The sequence below is a fragment of the Streptosporangium sp. NPDC050855 genome, assembly GCF_044456585.1.
Lineage (GTDB): Bacteria > Actinomycetota > Actinomycetes > Streptosporangiales > Streptosporangiaceae > Streptosporangium > Streptosporangium longisporum.
Genome location: NZ_JBITFY010000002.1, coordinates 643,360 through 659,475, shown reverse-complemented (window position 1 = coordinate 659,475; position 16,116 = coordinate 643,360). Strand labels below are relative to the sequence as shown.

Genomic DNA, 16,116 nt, shown 5'->3' with positions numbered 1-16,116 from the left:
TCTCGACGAGGGCCCGGGCCCCGCCCCGCCGGAGGGGCGCGGACCCCGGGACCGCCTCAGACGCCCGTGGTGTGACGGGGGTAGGCCACCGACGGGTCGGTGGCGATGTTGACCATGTAGGGGATGCCGGAGTCGAACGCGCGGCGCAGGGCCGGGCCGATCTGCGACGGGTCGGTCACCAGCTCGCCGCCGCCGCCCAGCGCGGTCACGACCTGGTCGTAGCGGCACTGCGGCTGCAGCTCGGCGGCCACGTCGTAGCCGTAGAGCATCTGCATGGGGTGCTTCTCCAGGCCCCACATGCCGTTGTTGCCGCAGATCATCACGACCGGCAGGCGGTGGCGCACGAGCGTGTCGACGTCCATCAGCGAGAAGCCCGCCGCGCCGTCGCCGAGCAGCAGCACGACCTGCGAGGAGGGCCGGGCCACCCGCGCGGCGATCGCGTACCCCAGGCCGGTGCCCAGGCAGCCGTACGGGCCCGGGTCGAGCCAGTTGCCCGGCTGCTTCGGCTCGACGTACTTGCCCGCGTACGAGACGAAGTCACCGCCGTCGCCGATCACCACGGCGTCGTCGGCGAGGATCCTGCTCAGCTCGCCGTAGATGCGCATCGGGTGGATCGGGTCGGAGGCCGACTCCAGCAGGCCGGCGTCGGCGGCGATGGCGGCCGAGGCGGCCTCGGACAGCTGTGCCACCCAGGGGGCGTAGGTCTTGGGGGAGACGCCCGCGTTGGCGCAGGCCGCGCCCAGGCTCCAGAAGAGCAGGGACAGGTCGCCGGCCGCGGTGGCCGCCGGGTCCATGTGCGTGGTCAGCTGGGACGGCGCGTCGGCCAGGTGGACGACCTTGGCCAGCGGTGCCCCGTCCTTGCCGCCGAACCAGCCGTAGCCGAGCCGGAAGTCCATCGGGGCGCCCGCCACGATCACCAGGTCGGCCTGGGAGAAGGCCAGCCCCCTGGCCCGGGTGACCAGCAGCTCGTGACCCGCGGGCAGGATGCCGCGCCCCTGGCCGTTGGGGATGACCGGCAGGCGGTACTCCTCGGCGAAGGCCCTGGCGACCTCGTCGGCGCGGTCCATCCACACGTCGGAGCCGAGCACCAGCACCGGGCGCTGGGCCTCGGCGAGCAGGCGGGCGACCGCGGCCAGCGAGTCGGGGTCGGGCTCCAGCGGCGACGGGGTCAGCGTCTCGGGCTCCTCCTCCAGCGGGGGCGCGGCCGAGAACAGGTGGTCCATGTGGAAATCGAGGAAGACCGGGCCGCGGTGCGGGGCCAGGGCCGTGCGGAAGGCCATCTCCACGTCCTGGGCGATGGAGTCGGCCCCCGAGCCGGTGAAGGCCAGCTTGGTGATCGGCGCGAACAGCGGCGGATGGTCGATCTCCTGCAGCGCGCCCGAACCCCACCGCGACTGCGGGGCGCGGCCTCCGAGCACCACCACGGGGGAGCCGTTGAAGTGCGCGGTGGCCACCCCGCTGACACCGTTGGTGATGCCCGGGCCCGCGGTGAGCACGGCCAGCCCGGGTTTGCGGGTCAGCCGCGCGGTCGCCTCGGCCGCGAAGACGGCGCTCTGCTCATGGCGGACGTCCAGGATCGGCATGCCCTCATGGACCGCCCCGTCGTAGAGCGGGAAGACGTGCCCGCCGGACAGGGTGAACATGGTCTCGATGCCGTATGCCTTGGAGACGGCGACCGCGATGTCACCTGCGTGCTTGGGAGACTCCATATCGCGCAACCTACCAGTCAGTCACTTAGCCGGACAGGGATTGTTCCCCCTGCCCAGAACCCCCCGCCTAATGCGGACGGCATCTATCCCGTCCATCCGGAAATATCCGGCCGGGACCTGGGCGCGGAGGTCCGCGAGGGCGTCCCCGGAGGCGCCGTGCCGCGCCGCTCCGGGACATCGCGCGAGGGCGTTCCGGGAACCGCCCGAAGGACGCTCAGGGGGTCTCGGACAGCTGCCTGCAGGGACGATCGCGGGAGCGGTCAGGGGGAGAGCCTGAGGGTGGCGCGGAAGGCGCCCGGGTCGAAGCCGCCGCCCAGCGCCGGGCCCAGCCCCGCCCTGGCCACCCGGGCGAAGGCGTCGCGCTCCAGCGACCCCGCCCCCTCGGGGAGGGCCCCGGCCAGCGGGCGGGCGGCCAGCATCTCCAGGTCCGCCACGTTGCTGCGCTCGGCCGGGCCCGGCTCTGCCGGCCAGGAGCCGATGACCACCCCGGCCGGTTCCAACCCGCGGTGGGCCATCGCCTCCAGGGTCAGCGCGGTGTGGTTGAGCGTGCCGAGGCCGGCCCGGGCGACCAGCAGCACCGGCGCCGAGAGCGCCCGCGCCAGGTCGGCCAGGGTCGCCCCCTCCTCGTCGAAACGGACGAGCAGCCCGCCCGCCCCCTCGACGATCACCAGCCGGTGCGATTCGGCCAGCTCCCGGATCCGGGCCGCCGCCCGCTCCATGGAGAGCGGCGGCAGGCCGGACAGGCGCGCCGCGGCCGCGGGCGACAGCGCGGCGGGGTAGCGGGCCAGCTCGAAGGTGGTCCGCACCCCCGACAGCCGGATGACGTCGTCCACGTCGCCCGGCCCGGTGCCGGGCACGCCGGTCTGCGCGGGCTTCACCACCGCCACGGAGGACTCCCGCTCCCTGGCGAGCGCGGCCACCGCCGCGGTGACGACGGTCTTCCCCACGCCGGTGTCGGTCCCGGTGACCACGAGAATGCTCACCCGCCACACCTTAGGCGGGCCGGGACGCGGACGGGGGCAGGTCAGGGACGGCGCAGGCGGGTGACGAACTTGTAGCGGTCCCCCCGGTACAGCGACTGGGCCCACTCCACCGGGTTGCCGTCCGCGTCGAAGGCGTGCCGGGTGAGCAGCAGCAGCGGCAGGCCCGCGTCCACGCTGAGCACCTGCGCGTCGTACGGGGTGGCCAGCACGGTCTCGATGATCTCCTCGGCGTCGGTCAGCCGCACGTTGTAGGCGTTGTAGAGCGTCTCGTACAGCGAGGAGTGCACCTCCAGCTCGCGCCGCAGGCGGGGGAAGCGCCGGGCCGACAGGTGGGTGGTGTCGATCGACATCGGCTCGCCGTTGGCCAGGCGCAGCCGGTGGATGCGCAGCACCCGCCCGCCCGCGTTGATGGCCAGGCGGCGGGCCAGCGGTTCGTCGGCGGTGACGTAGCTGATGTCCAGGATCTTGGTGTCCGGCTCCAGGCCGACGGTCCGCAGGTCCCCGGTGTAGGAGGTCAGCTGGAGGACCTGGGCCACCTTGGGCTGCGCGACGAAGGTCCCCTTGCCCTGGATGCGTACCAGGCGGCCCTCGACCACGAGTTCGGACAGGGCCTGGCGCACGGTGGTGCGCGAGGTCTCGAAGCGGACCGCGAGCGCCCGCTCGGGCGGCAGGGCACTGCCCGCGGGCAGGCTCTTGGTGAGGGTGAGCAGGCTGCGCTTGACGTCGTAGTACTTCGGGATCCTTGGGGAGTCCTCGCTCACATGGTCACCTTCATCTCGGCCACGGCGGTGAGGGCACCCCTGATCACCGCTAGATCATCGGAACTCAGATTGGCCCGTGCGGTCGACCGCAGGCAAGAGCGGTCTTCCGGAACCGAGGGCGGGCGGAGGCATCCGGCGCGCACCCCGTGCTCCGCGCAGACCCGTGCGGCCCGGAGCGCGGCCTCGGGCCGACCCGGGACGACCGGGACGACCGGCTCGGTCGTCTTCAGGCCGAGGCCCAGGCCGAGACCGCGGGCCGTGGCGGCCAGGTCGGCCAGGCGGCCGGAGGAGCACACCAGGGCACCGGCCGCGCCGGTGAAGGCGCTCAGACGCCTCTCCAGGCGCGCGTACAGGGTCGTGGAGCCCGTGACCGGACGGGAGCCGGTGGAACCGGTTCCCCAGGTGCGGACGGCGGCCACGGCCGCCTCGGCCGGGCGCTCGTCCCCGGCCGGACCGAGGTGGTCGTCGGAGGCCGGATCGGGCAGCCCGTCGTCGTCCGGCGTACGGGCGCGCAGGGTTCTCCGCAGGCCCGCCGCACGCCTGGTGGCCGCCGCCGCGCGGGGCCTGGCCAGGGGATCGGCAGTCTGCTCCATAGGCGGCATCCTTGCAGCCGGGCTCACCCGATTCGCGTTCGGGCCTGCAAAGAACGCATGATGCACGGGTGCCGACTCTAAGCGACCTGGCGGTTCGTCACACCGCGCTCGACGATGCGGACCTTGAGTGGATGCACTCGCTGGTCTCCGACTGGCAGCTCCTCGCGGACCTGTCCTTCGCCGACCTCATCCTGTGGATCCCGCTCAAGGACGGTTCAGGCTGGATCGCCATCGCGCAGATGCGGCCCACCACGGGACCGACCGTCTACCACGACGACATCGTGGGCATGACGGCCGCGAAGGGGGAACGCCCCCTGCTGGAGACCGCCTGGAACGAGCGGCGGATCTGCCGCGAGGGCGATCCCGACTGGTCGAGCGGGGTGCCGGTCCGCGAGGAGACCATCCCGGTGCGGCGGGCCGACCACTTCCTGGGCGTCATCCAGCGGTCGACGAACCTGTCGTCCGCGCGTACCCCGTCCCGGTTGGAGCTGACCTACCTGCAGAGCGCGTCCGACCTGGCCCAGATGGTGGCCGAGGGCCGTTTCCCGTTCTCCGGGGCCGAACCGATCCTGGTCCGCTCACCGAGGGTGGGCGACGGGCTGCTCCGGCTCGACCGTGCGGGCCGCGTCACGTACGCCTCGCCGAACGCGCTGTCGGCCTACCGGAGGCTGGGCCTCAACGCCGACCTGGTCGGCGCCGAACTCGGCCGTACGACCGCGACCCTGTGCTACTCCGACGAGCCCATCAACGAGAACCTGATGATCGTCGCCAGCGGCAGGGAACCCCGGGAGACCGAGGTGGAGTCGGGCGGCACGGTGGTGCAGCTGCGGGCGATCCCGCTGGTCGTCGGGGGCGGCAGGATCGGCGCGCTCATCCTCATCAGGGACGTGACCGAGCTGCGGCGCCGCGAGCGGGAGCTGATGACCAAGGACGCCACCATCCGGGAGATCCACCACCGGGTGAAGAACAACCTGCAGACCGTGGCCGCGCTGCTGCGGCTCCAGGCCAGGCGGCTGCAGCAGCCCGAGGGCAGGGAGGCGCTGGAGGAGGCGGTGCGCAGGGTGGGGTCGATCGCGATCGTGCACGAGACGCTCTCGCACACGCCCGAGGAGCAGGTCGACTTCGACGACATCGCCGACCGGGTGATCGCGATGACCGGGGAGGTGGCGGCCCCGGAGACCCAGGTCGTGCCGCACCGCATCGGGACCTTCGGGGTGCTGCGCTCGGAGATCGCCACGCCGCTGGCGATGGTCCTCACCGAGCTGCTGCAGAACGCGGTCCAGCACGGGCTGGCACAGCGGCAGGGCCGGCTCCAGGTGATCGTGTCGCGCGGGGCCGAACGGCTGGACGTGATCGTCTCCGACGACGGCAGCGGGCTTCCCGAGGACTTCGACCTCGACCGGAGCACCAGCCTGGGCCTGCAGATCGTACGGACCCTGGTGGTGAGCGAGCTGTCCGGACGGCTGGCCGTAGAACCCCGCCAGGGCGGCGGCACCGAGGTCAGTCTGAGCATTCCCCTGCCGGCTCTGTGACCCCCGCCCGCTCTCCGGCCGGGACCGTTCCTCGACCGGACGGCGGAGGTCAGATCATGATCGCCTGAGTGGCCGCTCGGACGGCCCTTGCCCTGGCGTCCTGCCTTCTCACAACGCTCCTGCCCCGGCGACCTCTCCCAGGGACTCCCGTGAGACCGCGCCGACGACTGGACCGAGGAGGAAGGGATCGTCGTGAGGCCGCGCCGGCGACTGGACTGAGGAGGGAGGGATCGTGAGGAACGAGCGATCCCTCCCGACGAGGGAAGAAGCCGGGTCTAAGCGGCCGAACCGCGACGCGAAGCGTCGCCATGAACACAGCGTCGCAATCAAACGCGCGCGCGTGCCCGGGCGTTGCGGCGCTTCAGGGCGCGTCGCTCGTCCTCGCTCAGGCCGCCCCAGACGCCGGCGTCCTGGCCCGACTCGAGGGCCCACTTCAGGCATGCTTCGCTGATGCTGCACGTACGGCAGACCTGCTTGGCTTCTTCGATCTGCATCAGGGCGGGGCCGGTGTTGCCGATCGGGAAGAACAGCTCAGGATCCACGTCACGGCAGGCGGCTCGGTGGCGCCAGTCCATGCGTCCACTCCTTCGTAAGAGGAGCCCTTGCGTCGGCTCCGGCGGCTCACTTTGTGAAGAGTTTCACTAACCTGCGCGAACGACGCCCCGGTCGTTGTCCGATCCGGGGTCTGTCCACTTGATCGCCGGTGACCCGAGAGTGAGGTGGCACTCAAAGGTCCTACGTTCCGACGTCAATGTTGAGATTGTCAGCCACGCTCAGTACACGCAAGAGTTTTGGGAGAACGTTTTGCCGGAAATACATGTCGGATGCGTCACACCCTGACGGCACGTAACCAGCTAGACCAGGACTTGTAACGCGGCCGGGATGGAGCGAAAGGTGATCTGCTCGACCTCACCGAGATAATCACCGTCCAGCTGGAACGCCACCGGTCGTTCCGCGCTGAGGGTGAACTCCTTCTCGTCGTGGAGCTGTACCAGGTGACGGCCGGTGGGAAGGGTCTCGCGGTCGCCGATGATCTGGGGCATCAGGTGGAGCATGGCGGGCAGGCCCAGCCGCTGCAGGCCCAGCAGGTCCAGCCCGGTCTCGAAGCTCGCCCACGGGGTGGGGGAGACCGGCCGCGGGCCGACGTACGTCCACGGGGAGGTGTTGGAGACGACGGCCATGAAGATACCGCCGGTCCGGGGCACGTCGGGCCCCTCGACGGTCATGGCCGGACGGCGCTTGTCGGTCGACAGATAGTGGTGCAGGGCGGTGTTCACATAGCGCGCGGGCGTCGCCTTGCGCCCGGTGCCGCGCATCCCCTCGACCGCCCGGATCACCTCGGCGTCGTACCCCAGCCCGCTGCAGAAGGTGAAATACCTGCTCTGGTCGCCCCAGACCGCCTGACCGAGGCCGACGGTACGCCGCCTGCCGTCGCGGATGGCCTCCAGGATCTCCCCCACGGCCTCGACCGAGCTGTTCGGCAGCCCCAGGGCCCTGGCGAAGACGTTCGCGCTGCCACCGGGGATCGCCAGCAACGCCGGCCGGTCGGCCGCGGTGCCCTGGTCGCCGCCCTTGCCGTCCACCGGGTCGAGCAGCCCGTTCACCACCTCGTTGATCGTGCCGTCCCCGCCCAGCACGGCGACCACGTCGTAACCGGAGGCGTGCGCCTCGCGGGAGAGCTGGGTCGCATGTCCCCGGTAACCGGTCTCCTCGATCGTCAGTTTCATCGTCGCGCTCAGTGCGTTGATCAGCACGTCCCGAGTCCGTTGAGTGGTCGTCGTCGCTTTCGGATTCACCAGGAGCATCGCGCGCATAACACCCAGCGTATCCGCCGGTGGTCGGGCGAGGCGGCGGAGAAGGGGGCGCCGGTACCCGGCGATAGGGTTGGGCCCGTGCCGAACCGTCCGATGCCCCTCACCGTCGCCGCAGCCGTGACCGGGCTGGAAGGCGTGACCGCCGTGATCCTCGGCGGCTACGCCGGTGTGGAGACGGTGGCCGGCCGGCCGGCCGACGTGATGAGCTCCGTCGGCGTCGCCGTGTTCGGCGTGATCGTGGGCGCGGCCCTGCTCTGGGTCGCCCGGGGGATGCTGCAGGCCGAGCGGTGGGCACGGAGCCCCGGCGTGCTGACGCAGATCTTCGCCATCCCGGTCGCGGTCACGCTGATCCAGTCCGGCCAGGGGGCGACCGGCTTCCCGCTGATCGCCCTCGCCCTGATCGGACTGGTCGCCCTGCTCTCCCCGCCGACGACGCGCGCGCTCTACGGGGACGAGGACACCTCGTCCGCCTCCTGAGCGTTCACGGCGTGATCGGCCGCGGACGGTCGTGATCCGGCCTCGATCGGCACGGCAGGTCCCGTCCGGGGCGCGGGAGGCCGGTGTCCCGGCCGGCCGTTCACGGCCGGCCGCCACGTTCGGTCGTCGGGCCGGTCGTCGGGTCAGTCGTCCACGGTCAGGCCCTCGCGGAGCTGGGCGAGGGTTCTGGCCAGCAACCGGGACACGTGCATCTGTGAGATGCCGAGCTCGGTGGCGATCTGGGACTGTGTCATGTTGCCGAAGAACCTCAGCAGCAGGATGCGCTTCTCCCGCGGCGGAAGCCGCTCCAGCAACGGCTTGAGCGACTCGCGGTACTCCACGCCCTCCAGCGAGTCGTCCACGATCCCCAGGGAGTCGGCGACCGCGGGCGCGTCGTCGTCGCCGGAGTCCGGCGCGTCCAGGGAGACCGTGGAGTAGGCGTTGGCCGACTCCAGCCCTTCGAGCACCTCCTCCTCGCTCATCTTGAGGAACGCGGCCAGCTCGGCCACGGTGGGCGCCCGCCCCTCCCGCTGGGAGAGCTCGCTGATCGCCTTGGTGAGCGAGAGCTTGAGCTCCTGCAGGCGGCGCGGCACGCGGACCGCCCAGCCCTTGTCGCGGAAGTGACGCTTGATCTCACCCACGATCGTCGGGGTGGCGTACGTGGAGAACTCCACGCCCCGCCCGAGATCGAACCGGTCGATCGACTTGATCAGCCCGATGGTCGCGACCTGGGTGAGATCGTCCAGCCACTCGCCCCGGTTGCGGAACCGGCGGGCGAGGTATTCGACGAGGGGAAGGTGGAGCTCGACGAGCTCGTCACGGATGCGCTGGCGCCGCGGATCATCAGAGGTCAACTCCACCAGCTCGGCGAAGAGCAGGCGCGCACGCACCCGGTCGGGCACCGCGTGGTCGCTGGCGGCCATGGCACGAGTCCTTTCCGTCACGCCGGCCTCGCCGCGCCTCGGCGCTTGCGGAGGACGATCGCCATACGGTCGGGGGAGTCGGTTACGGCATCCACATCGTCGGCCAGGGCGGTGAGCACCATCCACGCGAAGTCGTCACGCTTCGGCGGGGTGTTCCCCACCGTGCCGACCTCGACGCGTACCTTCATCAGCTGGCCGGTGAGCTCGAACTCGGCGGTCAGATCGGTGCCGGGAACGGCCTGGGTGAGCAACATCGCACACGCCTCGTCGACCGCGATCCGAAGATCCTCGATCTCGTCCAGCGTGAAGTCCAGCCGTACCGCGAGCGCGGCCGTGGCCGTGCGCAGGACGGACAGATAGGCACTCGCAGCCGGCAGCCGGACGCTCACCACGTCACGGATCTCGCCCATGCCGACCGCGGGCGCCTCGGTGTGTTCGGTCACGTTCCTCCTCGCAGAGTCGCTGACTGCAACCTACAGCCCTGAGACGCCAGTTGGCCCGCTTGGACTCGCGATCAGGGCGATTTGAGGGCGTTTATTGGTGATGTTGATGGTGTCTATCGCGACGCTGTTTCATGGCGACGCTTCGCGTCGCGGTGAGAGGTGCCCATGGCGACGCTGCGCGTCGCTGTGAGGCCGCTCTCTTACCCGGCTCTGTGTTCATTGCGACGCTTCGCGTCGCGGTTCGGCCGCTCAGATCCGGCTCCTTCCCTCGTCGAGGGGGATCGTTCGTTCCTCACGATTCCCCCTCTCCTCGGTCCAGTCGCCGGCGCGGCCTCACGGGAGTCCCCGTGAGGGTCGCCGAGGCATGAGTCCCGGAGGAGAGCCCTGACGGGGTCCCGGGAGGGCTCCTGCCCGGATCAAGGGAGCGCCGGAGGGCTTCCCTGATCCGGGCAGGGTGATCAATATGAGGACGCCTCCCGAGGGTCAGGCGGCCTTGGTCTCCCAGAAGATCTTGGAGATCTCGTCGATCTTGGCGAGCAGCTCGTCGGCCTTGGCGACGTCGGTCGTGCCCTTGCCGCCGCCCGCACCGGCGAGCTTGGTGGCCTCCCAGAACAGCTGGTGCAGCTGCGGGTAGGTCTCCAGGTGCTGGGGCTTGAAGTAGTCGGTCCACAGCACCCACAGGTGGTGCTTGACCAGATCGGCCCGCTGCTCCTTGATGATCAGCGCACGGGTACGGAACGCCGGGTCCTCGTTGGCGGCGTACTTCTCCATGATGGCCTTGACCGACTCGGCCTCGATACGGGCCTGGGCCGGGTCGTAAACGCCGCAGGGCAGGTCGCAATGGGCCGACGCGATGTGCTTGGGACGCAGAAGTCGTGCGAGCATCGGAATCCTTCCTTGATGCCAGGTACTGAATGGTCCGTTCAACGACCTTACTCGTCTCCGAATGCCCGCGTGGGAGGGGGTTGCGTCCGATGAGAGTGCGCGTCGAGGGAGAGTCGATGCTCCCGGTACTGCGGCCGGGGGACTGGCTCTGGGTGCGCCGCGGCGCGCCCGTACGCCCCGGTGACCTGGTCGTCGCCCGCCTGCCGTCCGACGCCTCGGTGCTCATCGTCAAACGGGCCGCCTGGCGGGACGACGACGGCTGGTGGCTGGAGAGCGAGAACCAGCGGGCTTCCGGCCGGCGCGACAGCTGGGACTTCGGGGCCCTGGCGCCGTCCGCGATCGTCGGCCGGGTGGTGCTGCGCTACTGGCCGACCTTCTGGCGGGCCCGGTAGGCGGCGACGTTGGCGCGGCTGGCGCACCGCTCCGAGCAGTAGCGGCGCGACCGGTTGGATGAGGTGTCCAGGTAGGCCCGACGACAGGGGGACGCCTGGCAGAGGCCGAGCCGGTCGACCCCGAGGTCGGTGATCATGGTGGCGAGTCCCATCACCGCGCCCACCGCGTACTGGTCGGCCATCCGGCCGCCCTCGGTCAGGTGCAGGTGCCAGCGCTCGCCGTCGTGGCCCGAGATCTGCGGCTGGACCGGGTGGTGGATCAGCAGCGAGTTGAGCCGGTCGACCACCGCCTCCTCGTCACCCAGCTCGGCGGTCTCGAACACGATCAGAAGCTCCTCGCGCAGGTCGCGCAGGGCCTCCAGGTCGCTCCTGGTGATGCGGCAGCCGGGGCGGTAGCGTCCGCCCTCTTCCAGCAGCAGGCGCAGCCCTTCCAGACCGTTCAGCCGCTCGGGGCTGTTGATCAGTAGGACGGCCAGCTCGGCATAGGAGGTGAGGTCCATCTGGGGATCCGTCGATGTAAGAGGTGTGGTGGACTTCGAGTATTACACGGTGTGGCGAGGTTAACACCGGGACCGCGAAAGTGCGGGATTTCCTCAACGGCCGCGGTCTCAACATGTGGCACAATCGAGCAACGGGTGACCCCCGTACCCCTCCAGACGACCGTGCTCAGCGAGCAGGTCCCGAGCGGCTACCGAAGCCCGGGACCAGGCTCCCTCCGGCCGTCTCCGAAGGAAACATCCGTCTGTCTGACTGAACTACAGGGGTCGCTGTGGCCGTCACGCCATCCTCCGCTTCTCTCGAAGCCCTCCAATCCCTCGATCTGGACCCGGCCTTCGCTCTGCACCGCGGGGGCAAGCTGGAGATCCGGTCCACCGTCCCGGTCCGCGACGCGGGCGACCTGGCACTGGCCTACACGCCGGGCGTCGCCAGGGTCTGCAGCGCGATCGCCGACGCGCCCGAGCTGGCCAAGGACTACACCTGGATCTCCAACGTGGTCGCCGTCGTCTCCGACGGCACCGCGGTGCTCGGCCTCGGGGACATCGGGCCCGCCGCCGCCATGCCGGTCATGGAGGGCAAGGCCCTGCTGTTCAAGCAGTTCGCGGGCGTCGACGCGGTGCCCATCTGCCTCGACTGCACCGGCGTGGACGAGCTGGTCGAGACCGTCGTCCGGCTCGCCCCCTCCTTCGGGGGGATCAACCTCGAGGACATCAGCGCGCCCCGCTGCTTCGAGGTCGAGGCACGCCTGCGGGAGATCCTCGACATCCCGGTCTTCCACGACGACCAGCACGGCACCGCGATCGTCACCCTGGCCGCGCTGAGGAACGCGGCGCGGCTGACCGGCCGGTCGCTGGGCGAGCTGCGGGTCGTGGTCGCGGGTGCCGGGGCCTCCGGGATCGCGGTCAGCAGGTTCCTGCTCGACGCCGGTGTCGGCGACATCGCGGTGGCCGACTCCAAGGGGCTCATCCACGAGGGCCGCGACGGGCTCAACCCGGTGAAGCAGGTCCTGGCGCGCGACAGCAACAGGGCCGGGCTGAGCGGGTCCATCGAGCGGGCGCTGGCCGGGGCGGACGTGTTCGTCGGGCTGTCGGGCTCGACGGTGTCGGAGGAGGCCATCGCGTCGATGGCACCCGACTCGATCGTGTTCGCGCTGTCCAACCCGACCCCCGAGGTGCGGCCGGAGATCGCGCGGAAGTACGCCAGGGTGGTCGCCACCGGCCGCTCCGACTTCCCCAACCAGATCAACAACGTGCTGGCCTTCCCGGGTGTCTTCCGGGGCGCCATGGACGTCCGCGCCACCACGATCACCGAGAACATGAAGGTGGCCGCGGCCGAGGCGCTGGCCGCGGTGGTCGGCGACGACCTCTCGGCCGACTGCGTGATCCCCAGCCCGTTCGACGAGCGCGTCGCCCCCGCGGTCATCGCCGCGGTCTCCGCGCAGGCCCGCGCCGACGGGGTCGCCCGCCTCTGACCGGCCGGTCGCGTTCCCCGAAGGGTCCCGCGCGTCCACGGCACGACCCGCCCATCAGGCATCCGACGCCGAACGCCCTCCGCCCCACCGGCGGGGGGCGTTCGCGCTTTCCGGAAAAGCCGAGCCTCGTCACGGATCGTGCTATAAAAAGAGCTCTCTGTTACCTATGTGCGTAAGACGTGCATCGGGCAGCGTATGCGCGCATGGACGGTCATGCGTGCCGTCGGCGCACCGGGGGTTCTCACGACCAGGAGGACTATGGAACGCGAGCCCAATCGACTGCTCCGGCGGTTCATCGCCGAGGCGGGCTTCACCCACAAGGGACTGGCCCGCAGGCTCAACGATCTCGGTACGGCCCGCGGCCTGCCCGGCCTGCGGTACGACCACAGTTCCGTGCTCCGCTGGCTCGCGGGCCAGCGGCCCAGGGACCCGGTCCCGGGACTGCTCGCCGAGATCTTCGCTCTCCGGCTCGGCAGGGCCGTCGACCCCGAGGATCTCGGCCTGCCGGCCGTCCTGGCGCCTCTCGACCTCGGGCAGGAGTTCACCCGTACGTGGCAGGAGGGAATCTCGACCGTGACAGCACTGTGGCGAGCGGACGTGGAAAGACGCAGGTTCCTGCTCGACTCCACCTTCGCGATCGGAGCGGGCTCCGCGGGGGCCCTGCGCTGGCTGACCCTTCCGACGGAGGGCCGCCCCGAGGGCGGGGGCACCAGGCGCGTCGGCATGGACGACATCGCGGCGATCCGGGAGGTCACCCGGTCCTTCGGCGAGCTGGACAACAGGTTCGGCGGGGGCAGGGTCCGCTCGGCGGTGGTGAGGTACCTGGACACGGCCGTCGCGCCGCTGCTCGCCGACGGCTCGTACACCGAGCGGACGGGCAGGGCACTGGCGTCGGCCGCGGCCGAGCTGACCAGGCTGGCCGGCTGGATGGCCTACGACCTGGAGCAGCACGGCCTGGCCCAGCGGTACCTGATCCAGGCGCTGCGCCTGGCACGCGGCGCGGGTGACCACGGGCTCGGCGGCGAGATCCTCGCCGGGATGAGCCACCAGGCCGTCTACATCGGGCAGCCGGCCCACGCGCTCGACCTGGCCAGGGCCGCCCAGCTCTCGGCCCGCCGCGCGGGCGTCTTCGCCCTGCTGGCCGAGGCGCACGTGCTGGAGGCGCACGCCCATGCCGTGCTGACCGACCGCGCGGCGTGCGCGAGGTCCCTGCACGAGGCCGAGCTCTCCTTCGACCGCCGCGGCACCGGGGAGGCGCCGGACTGGATCGCCTACTTCGACGAGGCCTACCTGTCGGCGAAGTTCGCCCACTGCTTCCGCGACCTGGGGGACGGGCCGGGCACCGTACGGCACGCCCGGCGCTCGCTGCAGATGGACGGGCGCTACGTGCGCGGGCGGATGTTCAACCTGTCGCTGCTGGCGGCCGGGCTGCTGGCCTCGGGGGAGCTGGAGGAGGCGTGCTCGGTCGCCTCGTCGGCGCTGGAGCTCGCCGAGGGCCTGCGGTCGGCCAGGACCCGGTCCTACGTCGCGGACCTGCGGCGCCGGCTGGATCCGCACGCGGCGGAGCCTCCGGTGGCCGAGCTGAACGAGCGGGTGGGGGAGCTCAGTCCGGTCTGAACGGCTCCCTGTTTTTCAGGGCTTCGATGTTGAAGACCATCAGGTCTCCTGCCATGGGCGGAGACGACTGAAGGGGTCCGGATGGTGCCGGACCCCTTCAGGTGGAGCTGGTGGTGCTGTGGATCTGTTCGAGTCTGAGGTTTGGACGCTCAGGCTCGGGTGATCGTCAGGGAGCTACTACTACTTGACGATCGAGCCGGACCACACCGCGGCGGCCTTGTTGTAGATCGCGGCGGTCTCACCGTCGAAGTACGGGGAGGTGATGAGGTCGTAGCGGCCGTTCTTGTCCTGGTCACCGAAGAGGCTGGTGACACCGTTGACGTAGCCCAGACGCTTGGCGTTGCTGTACTTGGCGAGCCAGGGGCCACCGTCAGCGCCGGGGGTGAAGGAGCTCTTCAGACCGATGTGCTCTTCGGTCTTGGTCGCGGCCTGCACGTACTTCTGGGCGTTGGTCTTGCCGTAGGTCCACTTCGGCGTGACACCGGTGTAGGCCTTGTTGCCGTCGGGGTGGGCGTCGGCCGGGTAGCCGAACACGAACACCGTCTGCTGGGGCTTCTGGTTCCAGGTGAAGCCCTGGCCGCCGACGTTGTCACCGAGCTTGCCGGTGTCCTTGATGAAGCCGTCGACGACGTAGAACACCGTCTTGTAGTACGACTTGACGTTGCTCTCCTTCACCCAGTACTTCACGAAGTAGTGGGTGATGGTGTAGTTGCCCTTGGCGTCGATCTTGCGGTAGCCGGCACCGGTGTAGGCGTCGTACTGCGCCTTGGTGACGTGCTCCACCGTGGTCTTGTTGACGGCCTTGGCGCCGTTGACGTTGCCGACGGGGGCCTTGTCGAAGACCTCCTTGGAGACCTCCTGGAAGACCTTCACCGCGCCGGGGTAGCTCGGGCCGACCGGGTCCTTGATGGTCTCGGCCTTGGCCCACGCAGCGGAGGTCTCGCCACCGTGCAGGTCAACGGTCTTCTGGTACTCGGCCTCGGAGATCGAGACGTCCTTGGCGAACTTCGCGCCGTTGAACGCCTTGTAGTCGCCCTCGCTGACTTCCTTGGCGGTGCCGCCACCGATCTGGACACCGTTGTAGACGGTCACGAACGCGTAGTCGCGGTCGTAGTCCTCGTAGTTGGCGAAGTCGTAGTGGGTGTAGGCCGTCTTACCGACGTAGATGCCGTAAGGGGTCTTGCCCTGGTAGTAGCCGGGCACGAAGACCCAGTTGTCCATGACGCTGGCGTTGGCCTTGTCGTCGTAGACGCAGTGACCGGCGGTGGCGACCAGGTTGCGGTACTGCCCCTGGATCGAGGTGGCCGAGCACCACTTGAGGTCGCCCTTGTCGTCGACGAAGAACACCTTGCCGATGGTGCGCGGCAGGTTGATGTTCTTGACCTTCGCGGAGGGCTTGGTCTCTTCGCCGGTCGGCTTGACGGCGCCGGGCTTGCCATCGGCGACGTAACCGCCACCGACGCTCAGCTTCGGCGTGGCCTTGGTCTCCCAGGTGTAGGGAGTCGCCTTGGCGAGGTTGTTGGTGTGGTCGTTGGCGGCCAGCCAGAACTTGGCGACGTCGACCGCGGCCGGGGCGTCCTTGGCCATGGTGTCGTAGGCCCAGTCCGGAACGGCGTTGGCGGTACCGGCCAGACCAGCGGCCAGCAGACCGGTGGCCAGGATGGCGCCACCGGCGGGGAGGAGGATGCGCTTCAAGGGGAGCTCCTTGGTCTGATGTGGAACGCTTCTTGCGTCCCATGCGTCAGTAAAGGGAATGCCTGAAACATACAGTGTGGATCTTGGGCATCGGAAGCCACTTCGAGGGGTAAAGATCCGCCCTCCACCCCCGTGACCCATCCGTGATGTTTAAGCAAGTGCGGTGGTGTCGTCGGGATTGGTTGATGTTCGTGGTGTTTCCGCAGATGAGCGTAAGCGTGAGGTAAAAGTGACAGATGAGTCGCGAGTAGCCCGCTACGATCCGTTACGCACCCTCTGTGACACAGATCACATCGATTCGATGGCACCGTTTTGCTCGGAGC

At 70.0% G+C, this 16,116-nt stretch carries 16 protein-coding genes; 5 read left to right on the top strand and 11 right to left on the bottom strand.

All coding sequences use genetic code 11. The features are described from left to right. Nucleotides 1–56: 56 nt before the first annotated feature. The 4 genes from ACIBCT_RS08040 to ACIBCT_RS08025 all read right to left on the bottom strand — a co-directional run bounded on the left by ACIBCT_RS08040 (nucleotide 57) and on the right by ACIBCT_RS08025 (nucleotide 4,046). A complete protein-coding gene (locus tag ACIBCT_RS08040; protein ID WP_399186639.1) occupies nucleotides 57–1,709 on the bottom strand; it encodes an acetolactate synthase in 1,653 nt (550 codons plus the stop codon). A gap of 260 nt (nucleotides 1,710–1,969) precedes the next feature. After that, nucleotides 1,970–2,692 (bottom strand): dethiobiotin synthase, encoded by a 723-nt coding sequence (bioD, locus tag ACIBCT_RS08035; protein ID WP_399186637.1) that lies wholly within the window; start codon nucleotides 2,690–2,692, stop codon nucleotides 1,970–1,972. A 41-nt stretch (nucleotides 2,693–2,733) separates the two neighbouring features. Next, a complete protein-coding gene (locus ACIBCT_RS08030; RefSeq protein ID WP_344893640.1) occupies nucleotides 2,734–3,453 on the bottom strand; it encodes a GntR family transcriptional regulator in 720 nt (239 codons plus the stop codon). Beyond that, entirely contained in the window at nucleotides 3,450–4,046 is a 597-nt protein-coding gene (locus ACIBCT_RS08025; RefSeq protein ID WP_399186636.1) for a hypothetical protein, read from the bottom strand. Before ACIBCT_RS08025 ends, ACIBCT_RS08030 begins: the two co-directional genes overlap by 4 nt. A 68-nt stretch (nucleotides 4,047–4,114) precedes the next feature. Between ACIBCT_RS08025 and ACIBCT_RS08020 the strand changes: the two genes are divergently transcribed. Continuing rightward, nucleotides 4,115–5,578, top strand: a complete 1,464-nt coding sequence (locus ACIBCT_RS08020) for a sensor histidine kinase (RefSeq protein ID WP_399186635.1) — start codon at nucleotides 4,115–4,117, stop codon at nucleotides 5,576–5,578. A gap of 326 nt (nucleotides 5,579–5,904) precedes the next feature. Here the strand turns inward: ACIBCT_RS08020 and ACIBCT_RS08015 are convergent, their stop codons facing one another. Beyond that, nucleotides 5,905–6,153, bottom strand: coding sequence for a WhiB family transcriptional regulator (locus tag ACIBCT_RS08015; RefSeq protein ID WP_344893649.1), 249 nt, complete (start codon nucleotides 6,151–6,153; stop codon nucleotides 5,905–5,907). A gap of 279 nt (nucleotides 6,154–6,432) precedes the next feature. Then, a complete protein-coding gene (locus ACIBCT_RS08010) occupies nucleotides 6,433–7,383 on the bottom strand; it encodes a diacylglycerol/lipid kinase family protein (RefSeq protein WP_399186677.1) in 951 nt (316 codons plus the stop codon). A gap of 87 nt (nucleotides 7,384–7,470) precedes the next feature. Between ACIBCT_RS08010 and ACIBCT_RS08005 the strand changes: the two genes are divergently transcribed. Beyond that, nucleotides 7,471–7,869, top strand: coding sequence for a hypothetical protein (locus tag ACIBCT_RS08005; protein ID WP_399186634.1), 399 nt, complete (start codon nucleotides 7,471–7,473; stop codon nucleotides 7,867–7,869). 143 nt (nucleotides 7,870–8,012) lie between these two features. On the opposite strand, the gene ACIBCT_RS08000 is transcribed toward ACIBCT_RS08005, so the two are convergent. From ACIBCT_RS08000 to sodN, 3 genes are all read right to left on the bottom strand, one after another. Beyond that, complete coding sequence (locus ACIBCT_RS08000; RefSeq protein ID WP_344893659.1) at nucleotides 8,013–8,792, bottom strand: RNA polymerase sigma factor SigF; 780 nt, start codon at nucleotides 8,790–8,792, stop codon at nucleotides 8,013–8,015. A gap of 17 nt (nucleotides 8,793–8,809) precedes the next feature. Beyond that, complete coding sequence (locus ACIBCT_RS07995; RefSeq protein ID WP_344893661.1) at nucleotides 8,810–9,235, bottom strand: anti-sigma factor; 426 nt, start codon at nucleotides 9,233–9,235, stop codon at nucleotides 8,810–8,812. Nucleotides 9,236–9,718: 483 nt separating this feature from the next. After that, nucleotides 9,719–10,120 carry a superoxide dismutase, Ni gene (gene sodN / locus ACIBCT_RS07990; protein WP_399186633.1) on the bottom strand — a complete coding sequence of 134 codons (402 nt, stop codon included), beginning with the start codon at nucleotides 10,118–10,120 and terminating at the stop codon, nucleotides 9,719–9,721. 29 nt (nucleotides 10,121–10,149) lie between these two features. Here sodN and ACIBCT_RS07985 point away from each other — a divergent pair, with 29 nt between their 5' ends. After that, the gene (locus tag ACIBCT_RS07985) at nucleotides 10,150–10,512 is read left to right on the top strand and encodes a S24 family peptidase (RefSeq protein ID WP_399186632.1); all 363 of its coding nucleotides are present in this window, start codon (nucleotides 10,150–10,152) and stop codon (nucleotides 10,510–10,512) included. On the opposite strand, the gene ACIBCT_RS07980 is transcribed toward ACIBCT_RS07985, so the two are convergent. Further along, on the bottom strand, nucleotides 10,482–11,012 hold the full coding sequence (locus tag ACIBCT_RS07980) for a CGNR zinc finger domain-containing protein (protein ID WP_344893670.1): 531 nt from the start codon (nucleotides 11,010–11,012) through the stop codon (nucleotides 10,482–10,484). The two genes, ACIBCT_RS07985 and ACIBCT_RS07980, sit on opposite strands and share 31 nt — an antisense overlap. 269 nt (nucleotides 11,013–11,281) lie before the next feature. Here ACIBCT_RS07980 and ACIBCT_RS07975 point away from each other — a divergent pair, with 269 nt between their 5' ends. Both ACIBCT_RS07975 and ACIBCT_RS07970 read left to right on the top strand, forming a co-directional pair. Further along, on the top strand, nucleotides 11,282–12,481 hold the full coding sequence (locus ACIBCT_RS07975; protein ID WP_399186631.1) for an NADP-dependent malic enzyme: 1,200 nt from the start codon (nucleotides 11,282–11,284) through the stop codon (nucleotides 12,479–12,481). Nucleotides 12,482–12,739: 258 nt separating this feature from the next. Continuing rightward, nucleotides 12,740–14,098, top strand: coding sequence for a hypothetical protein (locus tag ACIBCT_RS07970; protein WP_399186630.1), 1,359 nt, complete (start codon nucleotides 12,740–12,742; stop codon nucleotides 14,096–14,098). Between the two features lie 180 nt (nucleotides 14,099–14,278). Here ACIBCT_RS07970 and ACIBCT_RS07965 read toward each other — a convergent pair whose 3' ends face one another. Beyond that, nucleotides 14,279–15,793, bottom strand: a complete 1,515-nt coding sequence (locus tag ACIBCT_RS07965) for a hypothetical protein (RefSeq protein WP_399186629.1) — start codon at nucleotides 15,791–15,793, stop codon at nucleotides 14,279–14,281. Nucleotides 15,794–16,116 lie beyond the last annotated feature (323 nt).